Raw genomic sequence first — 15766 nt, 5'->3', positions numbered from 1 at the left:
AAGTTCAAACTGGAAAGTTCCAGTATATATCCTATCTAAATTACTTTACTATCATACTTGATGTCTGTATTCTAAGCAAATTAATTTTCATAAAAAAGAGACTCGCAATCAACGAGTCTCTAATTACGGAAGATCCGTTTCCTCCATTAAGAATCGATCACATTCTCTAGCAACCTCTCTTCCTTCATGGATTGCCCAAACGATTAAACTTTGTCCCCTACGCATATCTCCTGCTGCAAATATACCATCAACATTGGTAGTGTAACGTCCATATTCTGCTTTTACAGTTGTGTTTGCATTTCTTTCTATTGATAACTGTTCTAGCACACTCTGTTCTGGCCCTTGGAAACCAATAGCGATAAGAACAAGGTCTGCTGGCCAAACTTTTTCCGTACCAGGGATTTCCTCCCGGATTTTCTTTCCGTTTTCATAACGTGTTTTTACATTTATGGTGTGAACTTCTTTAATATGCCCATTATTATCCCCAACAAATTTTTTCGTTGCGACAGCATAAGCACGTGGATCATCTCCATGTTTATTTACTGCTTCCTTATGCCCATATTCTTCTCGATGGATTATTGGGTATTGCGGCCATGGGTTTGTATCCCAATCTCGCTCTAATCCTTTCTTTTCATAGATATCAAATTGCGTTAGGCTCTTACAATTGTGACGGACTGCTGTTGCTAAACAATCTGTACCCGTATCACCACCACCAATCACGATAACATTCTTATCGGTTGCTGCTATATAATTACCGTCTTGAAGATTAGAATCTAGTAAACTCTTGGTATTGGTATGCAAGAAATCCATGGCAGGGTGTACACCCTTCAAGCTATTCCCCTCAACCTCGATATGACGGTGTACGGTAGCACCACCTGTTAAAATGATCGCATCGAACTCCTCCTGGAGCTTTTTAACCGGATAGTCCTTGCCTACTTCCGTGTTTGCTTGAAACTTGATACCTTCACGTTCTAGTAATCTTATACGTCTTTCAACAATTTCATAGGGTAGCTTCATTTCTGGAATACCATAGGTAAGTAATCCACCTAAACGGTCATCACGTTCAAATACTGTAACCGAATGACCTGCCTTATTTAATTGTGCTGCAGCTGCAAGTCCAGCCGGACCTGAACCAACTACTGCAACCTTTTTACCGGTACGTCTTACAGGAGGGTTTGGCGTTATCCACCCTTCTTCAAATCCCTTTTCTACAATTGCTCGTTCAATTGATTTGATTGCGACTGCGGGCTCATTAATACCTAACACACATGCTCCTTCACAAGGCGCGGGACAAGCAATACCTGTGAATTCCGGAAAGTTATTTTTTTCATGTGCACGTTCAAGTGCTTCCTTCCATTTACCTTCATATACAAGTTGATTCCACTCCGGTATGAGATGATTTAGTGGGCAGCCAGTTGTGATGCCATTTATCTCCATTCCAACATGACAGGTAGGGACACCACATCCCATACATCTTGCACCCTGTCGTTGTACTTCAGAATCATTCATTGGAATCGTGTAATCATTCCAATCTTTTATTCGAATAGAAGGATTCCTTTCACTTCTTGTCTTTCGATCATACTCCATAAAACCAGTCTGTTTTCCCATTTTTTACCTCCTCTCTACGTTTTAACGGTCATCTACTCGTTATTTTTTCAGCTACCGTATCTCGTTTGATTACTTGTTTAGTTGTCTTTTCCTTTTTCTTCTTATCAGTAGGTTGGTGCATCTCTTCAAAAGCCTTCATTTCTGCCTCAAATTTAGTAAGCCCACTAGAGCGAAGTATTTTTATTCGATCTTGAATTTGGGCATATGTTTTCGGAATGACCCGAACAAATTTATCCGCATTTCTTTCCCAATAGGATAAGATTCTCTCTGCATAGGTACTATTTGTATAGCGAACATGATTTTCAATTAGTCCGTATACTTCATCTACTTCTGACAGGTCTTGTAGACCTTGAACATGTACCATCTCTGGGTTTACCTTTTCTCGGAAGCTTCCATCCTCATCAAACACATAGGCAATACCACCAGACATACCAGCAGCAAAATTTTTGCCTGTTTCGCCTAATACAACAACTCGGCCACCTGTCATATATTCACATCCATGATCGCCGACTCCTTCCACAACTACTTTTGCACCACTGTTCCGTACACAAAAGCGTTCGCCTGCAATACCTCGAATATACGCCTCGCCAGATGTTGCACCATAGAAAGCAACATTACCAACAATAATATTCTTCTCCGGCTGAAACGTAACAACTGGATCTGGATAAACGATTATTTTCCCGCCTGATAAACCTTTCCCAACAAAGTCATTCGCATCACCGATTAGCTTTAATGTGATACCACTTGGAATATAAGCGCCAAAGCTTTGCCCTGCTGAACCATTAAAATTTAATTGAATCGTATCATCTGGTAAACCTTTCTCACCATATTTCTTCGATATTTTACTTCCTAGTAGAGTACCAGTAGCTCGGTGAATATTCCGAATTGCAGTCGTAAATGTAATTGGCTGTTTCTCTTTAAATGCTCTTTTACAATTCGGTATTAGCTCTTGGAAATCAAGTGTTTTATCTATTCCATGGTCCTGCTCTACTATTTTAAACCTACCAGCATTGCTAATTTGTTCTGGTTGATAAAGTAAAGCTGACAGGTCAATACCTTTTGCTTTCCAATGATCAATTTCTGTATTTGCTTCCAGTATATCTGTACGACCTACCATTTCTTCAATCGATCTAAAGCCTAACTCCGCCATAATTTCACGAGTTTCCATGGCAATAAAGCGCATGAAGTTCACGACGTGCTCTGGATCACCTGAAAATTTCTTCCGCAGCTCTGGATTTTGCGTTGCAATTCCTACTGGACAGGTATCCAAATGGCAAACGCGCATCATCACGCATCCTAATGCTACTAATGGCGCTGTTGAAAACCCAAACTCTTCAGCACCTAGTAATGTAGCAATGACAACATCACGACCTGTCATCATTTTCCCATCTGCTTCAACCGCAATTCGATCCCTTAGACCATTTAATAGCAATGTTTGATGTGTTTCCGCTAAACCTATCTCCCAAGGTAATCCGGCATGCTTCAAGCTTGTATTTGGCGCTGCGCCAGTACCACCATCATACCCACTTATCAGCACATGATCTGCACGTCCCTTCGCAACACCTGCAGCAATCGTCCCTACACCAACTGCTGAAACTAGCTTCACACTTATTCTCGCTTCAGGATTTGTATTTTTCAAATTGAATATCAACTCTGCTAAATCCTCAATAGAGTATATATCGTGGTGAGGTGGTGGTGATATCAATTCAACACCAGGCGTTGATCCACGAACCTCTGCCACCCATGGATACACCTTTTTCCCTGGCAAATGTCCTCCTTCTCCGGGTTTTGCACCTTGTGCTACTTTTATTTGTATTTCATCTGCATTAACCAGATAATTACTCGTTACACCAAACCTTCCAGAGGCAACCTGTTTAATGGCACTCCTTCTCAAGTCTCCATTATCGTCCGGAGTAAACCGATCAATCGACTCTCCACCTTCACCCGAATTACTTTTTCCGCCAATACGATTCATTGCTACCGCAAGTGCTTCATGAGCTTCCTTACTAATTGCCCCAAAGGACATAGCTCCTGTTTTAAAGCGTGCACATATTATTTCAACAGACTCCACCTCTTCAATCGGAATAGCCTCTCGCTGCTTAAACTTAACTAATCCTCTTAATGACTGGAGATTTTGCTTCTCATCAATTAGCATTCTGGAATATGTTTTAAATAACTCGTAATTACCAGTTCGCACAGAATGCTGAAGGGTAAAGATTGTTTTCGGATTGTATTGATGATCTTCACCATTCGCACGAAATTGATAATCATCTCCTTCTTCCAGTGATGAATGACCACCTCGTTTTTCGTTAAAGGCCTTTTCATGACGCATAATTGTTTCCTTTTGAATCATGTCTATTTCAATACCACCTAATCGGGAGGCAGTACCGGTGAAATACTTATCGATTACATTACTAGCAATACCGATTGCTTCAAAAATTTGCGCTCCACGATAGCTTTGAATGGTGGAAATACCCATTTTGGATAAGATTTTTACAATGCCATCTGTAACCGAAGCAATGTAACTTTCAACTGCTTTTTCTGTCGTTAATGTTTCTAGCTCCTCCTTCTCAACTAAGGATTGAATCGTATCAAAAGCGATGTATGGTGTTATTCCTTCTGCCCCATATCCAATTAATGTTGCAAAATGATGAACTTCTCTTGGTTCACCTGATTCTATTAAAATACTTACTTTCGTACGAACTCCTTTACGAATAAGGTGATGATGTAGTCCAGAAACAGCTAATAAAGATGGGATTGCCGCCTGTTTTTTATTCATTCCGCGATCAGATAAGATTAAGAAAGTAACTCCACGTTCGATTGCTTCATCTGCTTTTACAAACATTTCATCCATGGCGTCTTCCATATTGGAATTGATAGGGAATAAGGTCGATATCGTAGCAGAGCGATAGCCATGTACCCTTTTCCTACGTAACCTTTCTAATTGTTCTTTGGTAAGTAATGGTGTGTCTAGACGAATCTGCTTACAGCTATCTGGACCCGGTTCTAACAGATTCCCCTCTGGCCCAATTGTCGTTGTGGTCATCGTAATTAGTTTTTCACGTATGGCATCAATTGGTGGATTGGTCACCTGAGCAAATAATTGCTTGAAATAGTTAAATAACAGCTGAGGCTTTTTCGATAACACTGCAAGTGGAGCATCATAGCCCATCGACCCTATTGGATCCTTGCCTTCCATAACCAATGGTTTCATTATCTTCTCAAGCTCCTCACGGGTGTATCCGAAGGCAATCTGTTGCTCCAATAATGTGTGCCCCCGATAGGTAGGCTTTTGACTCTTCGGATTTGGGATATCTTGAATATCCTTTAATTCCATCAACCACTCTTTATAGGGCTTTCGAGATGCTACTTGTAATTTAATCGTTTCATCTGGAATAATAATCCCTTTTTCCAAATCAACTAGCAGCATTTTTCCTGGCTGCAAACGACTTTTGTATAAGATATCATCGGCAAAAATATCTAATGCCCCGACTTCCGAGCCAAGCACAATCATGCCATCCTTCGTCACATAATATCGTGCTGGTCTTAGGCCATTTCGATCCAAACAAGCACCAATTTGATTTCCATCTGTATAGACGACGGCACTAGGTCCATCCCACGGCTCCATTAATGTACTATGAAACTCATAAAAATCTCTTTTTTCTTCTTTCATGATCGGATCGTTTGCCCATGGCTCTGGGATCATCATCATTGCTGTATGTGCTAAGGAGTAGCCAGATAAATGTAAAAACTCAAATGTATTGTCAAAAATAGAGGAGTCACTTCCATCAGCATCTATCACGGGAAGAATCTTTGCTAAATCTTCTTCATCAAAATAACTAGAAGTGCATAGTTTTTCTCTAGCCCGCATCCAATTCACATTTCCACGTATCGTATTGAATTCTCCATTATGAATGGTATACCGATTTGGATGTGATCGTTTCCAGCTAGGAAATGTGTTCGTGCTAAACCTGGAATGTACTAAAGCTAAAGCGGATTTAAAATCAGGGTGGTTCAGGTCAATGTAGAAGGAATCTAATTGCTCTGGAATCAGCATTCCTTTATAAACAATTGTTCTAGATGATAAACTGCATATATACGTTTCATGATAAGAGGCATTTTGTTTCATTACTTGTTCAATGCGTTTGCGGATGATAAATAATTTTCTTTCAAAGTCAATTTGTTCTTGCACTTCAGGAGACTTTTGAATAAATGCTTGCCGAATCATTGGTTTGCTTTTAGCCGCAACATTCCCAATGAAGGATTCATTTAAGGGTACTGGCCTCCAACCAAGAAATGACTGTCCTTCTTCCTCAACAATTTCTTCAATAATCTGTTTGCACGCAATTCTTGTATCAAGATCATTCGGAAGAAAAATCATCCCAATTGCGTAATCACCTGCATTCGGAAGTTCAATCCCTTCTTTTGCACACTGCTTATGAAAGAATCGATTTGGTATTTGTGTTAGAATTCCGGCACCATCACCAGTGCTTGTATCTGCCGATTGTCCTCCCCGATGTTCTAAATTACACAACATATTAATGGCATTTTGTACGATGCTATGAGATTTTCTTCCATTGATATTAGCAATCATTCCAATTCCGCATGCCTCGTGTTCAAAATCTGGACGATATAATCCCTGTTGTTCAGGGTATCCGTTTCGCGTCATCACAACAGCTCCTTTCTGAGATTGGAAAAATAGAAGGCTTATGCTAAAAATCAGCCATAAGCCATCAATATCACATTCATTTATTGGTAATTAAAATCAATTGGAGGTTGGGCTAAAAAAGCAGGTTGGCTTCATTATAGCATATATACCGCCAATACACAATATTCAGAAATTTATATTTATACAACCCCTTTAATAACGGTATTTGAAAACGCTAACATTTATTTGAATAACGCTAATTTTTATTCAATAATTATGTATAAGCGTATAATTGGACGCAAACCTTAAAAAAAATTATCATTTCTTACGAAGGGTTAGTTTAAAAGGAGAGAATCCAAATGATTTCAGATAAAGCGAAAATGTTTAAGAATATACCACTATCCGTTCTGGACCTCGCACCGATAAATGAAGGTAGTGATGCTAGTCAATCCTTTCAAAACAGTGTTGATTTGGCAAAGCATGTCGAGGGCTGGGGGTTTAATCGCTACTGGCTTGCCGAGCATCACAATATGCCAGGTATCGCTAGCTCCGCTACAGCCGTCATGATAGGTCATATCGCTGGTGCAACGAATCACATTCGAGTTGGCGCAGGTGGTATTATGCTACCAAATCATGCAACATTAGTAATTGCTGAACAATTCGGCACACTCGAATCACTATTTCCAGGCAGAATCGACCTTGGTTTAGGTCGGGCACCCGGAAGCGACCAAGCAACTGCATATGCGCTTCGCCGAACATTAAACATGAGCGTAGAGGATTTTCCAATGCAGGTAAATGAGCTACAAGATTATTTTTCAGATGAACCAATTTCTCGAGTTAAAGCAGTGCCTGGTCAAGGCTTGAACGTACCGATTTGGTTACTAGGCTCTAGTGGCTTTAGTGCCCAGCTAGCAGCTCAAAAAGGACTACCTTTTTCATTTGCTAGTCATTTTGCTCCAGCATATCTATTTGAAGCGTTACGTTTATATCGCGATAATTTTCAAGCATCGGAAGTATTAGATAAACCATATGTTATGTTAGGAATTAACATCATTGCTGCGGATACAAATGAAAAAGCAAAACGAATCGCAACATCACAGCAGCAACAATTTCTCAGCTTACGGAAGGGGAACCCAACAAAATTACAACCGCCAGTTGATAATTTAGAAACCCATTACTCCCCAGCAGAGATTGCAGCTGTGAGCCAATCGCTAGATCCAAGAACAACGATTGTTGGCGATCCTGCAACCGTTAAAGAAGGACTAGAACGCTTTATTGAAGAAACGAACGCAGATGAATTAATTATCGGGTCACAAGTTTTTCATCACGAGGATCGACTTCGATCTTATGAAATTGTCGCAAAAATGATGTCTTAAGCATAGAAAAAATCAGTCGGTAGCTTATCGGCTGATTTTCTTACTTTCATTATTATGCTATATAACTAAGTAGCAGCTTTTTTAGGTTGTTTTTCTTTGAACTCATTGATTACAATCCAGCTTCCCATATATAAGAAGAATCCCTCTAGTAACCTGTTAATCTATATTTCCTCAACACACTAGTTAAAATCTCAACTAGTATTTATTAAACTAAATCGTAACGTAATGTCGACTTTTTCAATGCTTCCTTTTATGAACGGAAATGATTTATTCTATAAAATAACCTCAAACAAGGAATATTTTCTTAAAACTCGTATTAAATTTCAAATTAAATTCTTATATAAACATCAAATTGGAAAGTTTGAAAAATTTTATATTCCACCATTTTGTATAGCAATATAGGCGGAATATTCTTATAATTAAGTGGAGGAGGTTGATTAGATAGTTGAATAATATTGGATTTAAAATAAAGTACTATCGAACCAAACTTGGTATGACACAATCCGAATTAGCAAGTGGGATCATTTCTGCTTCTTATTTATCAAAAATAGAGAATGGAAATACAGAAGCAGATCCAGAAGTAATTGGACTATTATGTAAACGATTAAATATTAGTCCACATCTAACTGAATTTGAGTCCGATACAGAGATTTGCCAAAGCTGGTTTAAAACTTTATTAGATGGAAACAGAGAGAAAGCAACACAGCAATTTGATGAATTAACGACTAGTGCGAGTGTATTTTCAAATGATAGCCTAGTTAATTTAATTGATATTAATAAGCTACGATACTACATTCTCATAAATGAAAAATTCAGGGCATCTAGACAATTAGCTGTACTGGAACGTCGTTCTAAGAAGTTTGAGCTGCGAGAAGAATACTATTGGACGAAATTTAAGGGAGAATATTATTTCTCTATATTTGCATATGGTGAGGCTCTTCAGCTTTTTCAAGCAGCAGAAAGGCTTAACGCAAATAACTTATTCTTTAAAGAACAAGAAGAAGCCGACCTATCCTATTTAATGGCGCTAGCAGCTAGTAAAATGCGTCAAACACATTTAGCTTTGTTTCATGCCTCGAAATCACTAAATTATTATCAGAGTACATACAACTTGTATAAATGTGCTCAATGCCACATATTGCTAGGCATTGCCTATAGACGTATTGAGGATTTAGAAAATGCGAAACAAAGCTATGAGATGGCCAGGACAATAGCTAAATCCATATCGAATACAACGATTCTCTCTCAATGCAACCAAAATATGGGCGCGCTTTACGCATCTATTGGAGAACCTCCGAAAGCTATTGAATACTTTATAGCAAGCTATGAGTCTCGCATCGGCCAAGAGCCACTAAAATTACTAGTGCCGATATCCAGTTTAATGAAGGAGTACTATAAAGTAGAGGATTTTCCAAATGCAAGGCTATGGTTAAACAAAGGGTTAGAAATAACGAAATCAATACATGAAGAGGAATCCATTCACGTATTAGAATTTAAGGTTTATCAGGAATTGTTATCGAATGAAAACAGTCCAGCATTGGAACAAATTATATTAAATGAAGTGTTCCCATTTCTGGATAAGAAGAATCTATTTTATTTAAAACAAATCTATCAAGAAACATTAGCAAATTATTATTATCGAATTAGAAAATATAAATCAGCAGCAGATTATTATATTAAAGCCAATCAAACATTAACCACAATCTATAATAAATAAGGAGGTTTCTAGTATGAAAAAGGTACTCAGCATTATTTCGTTATCCTTTTTGCTCCTATTTCTAACACCACATGTGAGTATTACCGACTCCTTGTACGAATCGGCGAATGAAGATGAACAGGTTAATCCTGACAATGAACATGAAGAAGAACCCGATCCATATCCAACTTGATAAAAGTAAAGAAAGCTGTGCCTCTGCACAGCTTTCTTTTATTGTACTATTCTTCTTTTATGTGCAAGCCTAACAGCCTCGCAAACCCAAGTGCCTGTTCCGTTGATACGATACAGCCCTGCATGCTTTCAAGTGAGACCTGAAGCTTATCAAACGTGCAGCTTGTTAAATCTACCCCAATTAATTTCGTATTAGAAAAATTAGCCTCATCGATATCACATTTCTTGTAATCTACCTTTTGGAACTTACACTCATAAAAGTCACTGTTTTTCAATAAACATTCTGAAAACCTGACTTGTTTTAGCTTGGAATAACCAAAGGAGCTTAAGTTTATTTGACAATTATCGAAAAAGACATTTCCGAAGCTCGTTTCAGACATATATATTCCAACTAGCTTACAATTCTTGAATTCAACCCTATGGATACTAGCCCCTGTAAAGTCGGCATTGGATAAATCACAATGATTGAAGACACAATCCGTAAGCTCGATACTCGTAAAATCGATTCCTTCAAATGTGACGTGATCAAAAATCACTTGATCAAAGGCAATCCTTTCCATATCCTCTCTTGTAATCACACAATCTTTAAATGTGCAATTATCATAGTATCCTCCTTCAATTGGATGATAGGAGGTGACCGGTAATTCATTCGGTAGCTTGGGTACATCAATTTTAAATGTCTTTGCCATTATTCTCCTCCTTTCGCTGTTAGGATTTATTTTGAATTAGCTTCTTTATTTCCTCTAATTCCTTTTGCATCTCGGCCAGCTTCATGTCAGTTGGAGACGGTGTCTCTTCTCGTGATGCTTCTTCCACATTATTTACTATAACACCTACAAATAAGTTAATAATAACAAAAGCTCCAATTAGTATAAACGTAACAAAATACCACCAAGACGTTGGGTCTTCTGCTAGAATCGGTCTCATAACACCGCTCGCCCAGGATTCAAGTGTAATGACTTGAAATAATGTTAGCAGAGAATCGTGTAAGGTACCAAAATATTCTGGCGCAATTGCACTAAAGAGCATTGTTCCAATGACTGCGAATATATAAAAGAATATCCCAAGCAATAGTAAAATAGTTCCCATTGACGGAATCGTTAATATTAGCGCATTTACCATCTTACGTAGTGATGGAATAACAGAAACTGCTCGAAGTACCCGTAATACTCTTACGATTCGAAGAACAGTCACATAGTGGCTTCCAACTAACAAGTGCCCTAATGAAATGATAACAATATCAAAAATATTCCAAGGGTCTTTTAAAAATTCAATAGTAGATTTTCTGCCAATTATTCGTATGATTATTTCGATGGTAAAAATCCAAAGTAATAGTTTATCTCCAAAAGCAATTAATCCTGCATACTGACTAGCGAATGTCGTGTAAGTTTCTAATCCTACCAATAAAGCATTCAATACGATTAACAATATGATTGTATTTGTAAAGATAGGATGCTCTGAAATTCTTGCACATGTCTGTCTCATATGGGTCATTTATTATTCGTCCTCCCCCCGCTTTTATTTTACGTTTAGCTTTATCATCTGTCATCTATTCTCTCTATGGAAGGACAATATTTTTTCATAAAAAAAGGACATTAGGAAAACCTCTCCTAATCTCCTCGTAAATGATTAGCTACCTACAATTTTCTTCGCAATCTCCACCGTTCGTTTAGCTTGATGCTTTACGGCCGCTTCGACATCTTCGACCATTTTACCATCCTGGCCTTGGGAAACGCTCGTACCGTATGGGTTACCACCTGCACCAAATAGCACTTGATCTGTGTATCCTGGTGGAACTAGAATTGCTCCCCAATGCATCATTGACGTATAAAGTGCAAGAATTGTTGCCTCCTGACCACCATGTGCATTTTGGGCTGAGGTCATGGCACTAACAACCTTGTTGACCGTCTTGCCGGACGCCCATAATCCTCCTTGCATATCAATAAATTGTTTCATTTGAGATGGAAGATTCCCAAAGCGTGTTGGCACACTAAAAATGATGGCATCCGCCCATTCAATATCATCTGATGCTGCTTCAGGCACATCCTTTGTTTCTTCAACGTGCGCCTTCCATGCTGGATTGGATTCAATTGCCGATTCTGGTGCAAGCTCTGGTACTTTAACTACCTTTACTTCTGCTCCAGCATCCTTAGCTGCTTCCTCTGCCCATTTTGATAGTTGATAATTTGTTCCGGTTGAGCTATAGTAAATCACTGCTAATTTAACCATGTCCATTCTCCTTGTCTAAAATTTCCTGATTTTCATATACGCTTCTATTATCTGTAAAACTTTTTCCTTTATAACAAGAAAATGAAGGAGCCTATAATCATCATTGCTTCACATCAATTTTTCCTATTAAAAAAGGTTGCAGTTTACTATATCCTGTTACCCAATCCTTTAAGGAATAAACAACTGGAGTAAAATCTCCACCGATTCCAACTATGATTTCTAGTGTTTCAGGAAGATACACGACTGTATGCATGGTTCCAAAATAGTGGTGGTAATCTTTAAAAAACAAAGGAGAGTTTTCAGCATTGAATTTAGCATACATTTCTTTTGGAGTAAGAGATTCCAGGCTCGCTTTCTGAAGTGTTTTCTTACGTTGGAGAGATGCGCTTATAAAGGTTCTGTTTTGATTTAACATTGAATTTGTTTCAAAATGATTGGTGCATTGAAGGATAGAGTCACGGCGGATTTCACGTTTTTGAGGTGCCGCTTCTATCACACATGAATTTCCATGTTTATCTAGTAAGGAATAGTTATAGCAATACCCTTGTGGAATATGTGTCATGATATTAATCGCCTCATCCACATCCTTACACTGTTCTAAAATAATACGCACAATTGTAGTTGCTAAAAACCCTAGTCCATCACTATCCTCATTCACTAGATGTAATCCTACTACTAGACCGTGCTCGTTCATGCCATCCAGCCTACCTAGAATTTGTTGACTGAACCCCACACTTGCATAGCCATTATCCGGATTTTGAAACACGAACCTAGCATCATAGAGCTCTGGACTAAAATCATAATTTCGAATATAAACATTCCCATCTGCATAGGCTGTACAACCCATTGTTGGAAACTTTACATTAAACCCACTAAAAATTCTAATTGCCGTCTCTAGATTAATGTCCAGACCATCAGAGAGACCACGAATTTCTTCAAGCAGTCCTGGTGAGTATTTTAAGAGTTGTGCAGTCGCCTGTTCTATATTCACAGAATTGCTCATGGACTGTAGTCCTTCAAACCTGCGATCTAAAGATAGTTGTTTCCCCTGTTCATAACCAATTTGATAATGTGATCCACAAGCTTCTATGATATCAACCTTAAGATCCTGATACATCTTCTTTCCCTCCTAGCTTCATGACAGGTATGAAAAGCATGACATCATCCAAATTTTTTCCACGATACATTTCCATCATCGGGCCTACTGGCACAAAGTGATGTTCACTCACATATTGAACAACCCTTTTATAAGCTACTTCTATTTTGGAGAAGTCCCCTTTAAAGCTCTGTGCGACACATAAGGATTTCACCAGCTTCTCCTCCATCTGCAGGTTATGCAGATGGGTCGTACTACAAGTATCGTTAACGCCAAAACCAAGCCATGCTTTTACTCTCTTTCTTCCTGATACATATTTGAGATAGTAATTCGTGACGGAAATATCATTTTCTCTTAATTCCTTCTCCCCTTGTAAGAACCGTTTACCAAATTTACCTTGGTCTTCCTCGGCTTCAAACCACAGAATTCTATCCTCCGGCGTCTCCATGAGAGATATCCCCTTGTCATCCGAGTGATTCCCTAAAAATTTCAGTTGTACATCTAATAGTTGTCGCTGTCTATTTAATGTTTGCTTCCAGTTTTCTTTCAGGCTTATCTTCTTCTCCTCATCTGCCATCAAATAGAGCTTGATTTCCTTCAATGGAATATTGACTAATCGTAGACTTGCTATCCACGTAGCTAGTTCAATTTGCGCTTCTTGATAAAGCCGGTATCCATTTTCTTGATTCCTAGTAGGTATTAATAATTCCGCTTCCTCATAATAGCGAAGTGTACTTTTAGGTATTCCTGTCTTCTCAGAAAAAGCTTGAATTGATAATAATTTTTGCACATCATCACTTCCCCTCTACTCCAAGATAAACCTTAAAGCAGCTTGAAGGTCAAGACAATTCTTTAAAAAAAGACCAAATTATACAAATCGTATCATTTGGTCTTTGCATTAGGATAAATTGTTCAAGCCAACTGCTAGTTTCGCACCTAGTAATGCATTATTTTTCACTAGTGCAATATTAGATTCTAAGCTCTTTCCACCTGTCATCTCTTTAATTTTACCTAATAAGAAAGGAGTTGTATCCTTTCCAGCAATTCCTTTTTCCTCTGCTTCTTTTAGTGCAGATTGAATAGCATTGTTAATGACATCCTCAGGCATCGCATACGCTTCAGGAATTGGGTTCGCAATTACTGCTCCGCCATTTAACTGTAAGTCCCATTTTGCTTTTAACGTCGTTGTAATGGTTTCAATGTCATTCGCCTGAAAATTAACAGGATAAGCACTGCTACGCGTATAAAATGCCGGTAAAACGTCTGTCTCAAAGCCGATTACTGGTACCCCTTTTGTTTCTAAGTATTCCATTGTTAGACCTAAATCAAGTATTGATTTCGCCCCTGCACATACGACTGCAACATTTGTTTGTGCTAATTCCTCTAAGTCGGCGGAAATATCCATTGTCGTCTCTGCACCTCGATGAACACCACCGATTCCACCAGTAACAAATATTTTGATATCTGCAAGTTCCGCACAAATCATGGTAGCAGCTACTGTTGTCGCTCCCTTTTGCTTGGTGGCCAGTAAATATCCCAAATCGCGACGTGATGCTTTTGCAACACCTGTACTATTCCCAAACTCCTCAAGCTCTTCATCTGTTAAGCCGATTTTTATTTTTCCATCTACCAATGCAATCGTAGCTGGCACCGCACCATTATCTCGAATTATTTGCTCGACCTCTCTTGCTGTCTGAACATTTTGAGGGTATGGCATTCCATGTGAAATAATAGTAGATTCTAAAGCAACAATTGGCTTACCTGTTTCTTTTGCTGTTAACACTTCTTCTGATAATTCTAGATAATTTTTCATTTATATTTCCTCCATATCTTTCTGTAATTGTAAGGAAGACAGGTTTTGTCTTACGGTATATTTGGTTTGCACTGTTTTGGCAGCATTTACAGCTCCAGCTTTCGCTATTTCCTTAAGACCTCTTCCCTCTAGCCATGTGTGGATGACGGCTGCCGTGAATGCATCTCCTGCACCAGTCACATCTTGTATATCTTGAATTGCAAGAGCAGGCATAAAATGAATGCCCTCTTCCTTATTCCCGATCATGGACCCTTCCTTACCATTTGTAACAACGACATTCTGCACACCTAAATCCAGCCATTTCTGAAGGCCATTCTCCCATTCTTTCTCTGTCTTCATTTGGATATTAAAATAAGCCTCAGATTCTTCTCGATTCGCAATTAACCATGTTAAGCCATCCAAGTTATCTGGAAGTCTCGACATTTTGGGAGCTGATACAGCAATAAATACAAGTGGAATCTTCCGTTGGTTTGCAAATTGTTGCAAATAAAATAATGCATCTGATGCCAGGTTTAAATCTGCTATGATACATCTTGGCTGCGGGAATCCAGTAAGACGAGTTTGTAATAATTCTGGTGTAATGGCATCATATATATCCATGTCTGCAAGTGCTAAGATTAGTTCTCCAGTATCATTAATGACCGCTGAATAGGATCCAGTTGACGCTTTCGGCATTGGAATCACATGATTTAAATCCATATACGTAGAAGAAGCAACTTCAATAAAGCTCCATTCAGCATCCAATCCACTTGCTGTTATTAAGGAAATATCCATACCTAAACGTCCTAAATTTTCAGCAACATTTCTTGCTACCCCACCTGCACTCTGTGTCGATCGAATAGGATTGGAGGTTCCAAATTGTAGCTCTCCCTTTACATAGAATTTGCGATCGACATTGGCACCACCTATACAAATAATCTGATTCGATTCATTTACCACATAGGCTTTTCCATGAATATACCCTTTTTTCACAAGGCCTGATATGAGGTTTGCAATAGATGGTCTAGATAAATCCATTTCGTTTGCTAGTTCCTGTTGAGAAACAAAAGGATTTTTCTTTATCAATTCAAATATCCGTTTCTCATTTTCATTTAATGCATTGTTCATA

12 protein-coding genes are annotated in these 15766 nt (G+C 38.6%); 3 read left to right on the top strand and 9 right to left on the bottom strand.

Features of this window, described 5'->3' with window-relative positions:
• Positions 1-123: 123 nt before the first annotated feature.
• On the bottom strand, positions 124-1608 hold the full coding sequence (locus ABC228_RS07935) for a glutamate synthase subunit beta (RefSeq protein WP_345824572.1): 1485 nt from the start codon (positions 1606-1608) through the stop codon (positions 124-126).
• Between the two features lie 28 nt (positions 1609-1636).
• Positions 1637-6277, bottom strand: coding sequence for a glutamate synthase large subunit (gltB, locus tag ABC228_RS07930; protein WP_345824571.1), 4641 nt, complete (start codon positions 6275-6277; stop codon positions 1637-1639).
• A gap of 338 nt (positions 6278-6615) precedes the next feature.
• On the opposite strand from gltB, the gene ABC228_RS07925 reads away from it, so the two are divergent.
• The 3 genes from ABC228_RS07925 (at position 6616) to ABC228_RS07915 (ending at position 9521) form a co-directional block, all read left to right on the top strand.
• On the top strand, positions 6616-7632 hold the full coding sequence (locus tag ABC228_RS07925; protein WP_345824570.1) for an LLM class flavin-dependent oxidoreductase: 1017 nt from the start codon (positions 6616-6618) through the stop codon (positions 7630-7632).
• A 445-nt stretch (positions 7633-8077) separates the two neighbouring features.
• Positions 8078-9349: a helix-turn-helix domain-containing protein gene (locus tag ABC228_RS07920; protein ID WP_345824569.1), complete on the top strand. Its 1272-nt coding sequence runs from the start codon at positions 8078-8080 to the stop codon at positions 9347-9349.
• 13 nt (positions 9350-9362) lie between these two features.
• Positions 9363-9521 carry a hypothetical protein gene (locus ABC228_RS07915; protein ID WP_345824568.1) on the top strand — a complete coding sequence of 53 codons (159 nt, stop codon included), beginning with the start codon at positions 9363-9365 and terminating at the stop codon, positions 9519-9521.
• Positions 9522-9567: 46 nt separating this feature from the next.
• Here the strand turns inward: ABC228_RS07915 and ABC228_RS07910 are convergent, their stop codons facing one another.
• From ABC228_RS07910 to ABC228_RS07880, 7 genes are all read right to left on the bottom strand, one after another.
• Positions 9568-10209, bottom strand: coding sequence for a pentapeptide repeat-containing protein (locus ABC228_RS07910; protein ID WP_345824567.1), 642 nt, complete (start codon positions 10207-10209; stop codon positions 9568-9570).
• Between the two features lie 19 nt (positions 10210-10228).
• Positions 10229-11014, bottom strand: a complete 786-nt coding sequence (locus ABC228_RS07905) for an ion transporter (RefSeq protein WP_345824566.1) — start codon at positions 11012-11014, stop codon at positions 10229-10231.
• 135 nt (positions 11015-11149) lie between these two features.
• Positions 11150-11755: an NAD(P)H:quinone oxidoreductase gene (gene wrbA / locus ABC228_RS07900; RefSeq protein WP_345824565.1), complete on the bottom strand. Its 606-nt coding sequence runs from the start codon at positions 11753-11755 to the stop codon at positions 11150-11152.
• 94 nt (positions 11756-11849) lie between these two features.
• Complete coding sequence (locus ABC228_RS07895; protein ID WP_345824564.1) at positions 11850-12866, bottom strand: C45 family autoproteolytic acyltransferase/hydrolase; 1017 nt, start codon at positions 12864-12866, stop codon at positions 11850-11852.
• Positions 12850-13635 (bottom strand): MerR family transcriptional regulator, encoded by a 786-nt coding sequence (locus ABC228_RS07890; RefSeq protein ID WP_345824563.1) that lies wholly within the window; start codon positions 13633-13635, stop codon positions 12850-12852. Before ABC228_RS07890 ends, ABC228_RS07895 begins: the two co-directional genes overlap by 17 nt.
• A gap of 108 nt (positions 13636-13743) precedes the next feature.
• Complete coding sequence (locus tag ABC228_RS07885) at positions 13744-14658, bottom strand: pseudouridine-5'-phosphate glycosidase (RefSeq protein ID WP_345824562.1); 915 nt, start codon at positions 14656-14658, stop codon at positions 13744-13746.
• Complete coding sequence (locus ABC228_RS07880; protein ID WP_345824561.1) at positions 14659-15765, bottom strand: PfkB family carbohydrate kinase; 1107 nt, start codon at positions 15763-15765, stop codon at positions 14659-14661. It lies immediately after the preceding gene.
• Position 15766: the final 1 nt, after the last annotated feature.

The organism is Ornithinibacillus xuwenensis (assembly GCF_039614845.1).
GTDB lineage: Bacteria > Bacillota > Bacilli > Bacillales > Amphibacillaceae > Ornithinibacillus > Ornithinibacillus xuwenensis.
The sequence above is the reverse complement of the archived record's forward strand: the minus strand, read 5'-3'. Positions and strand labels throughout refer to the sequence as shown.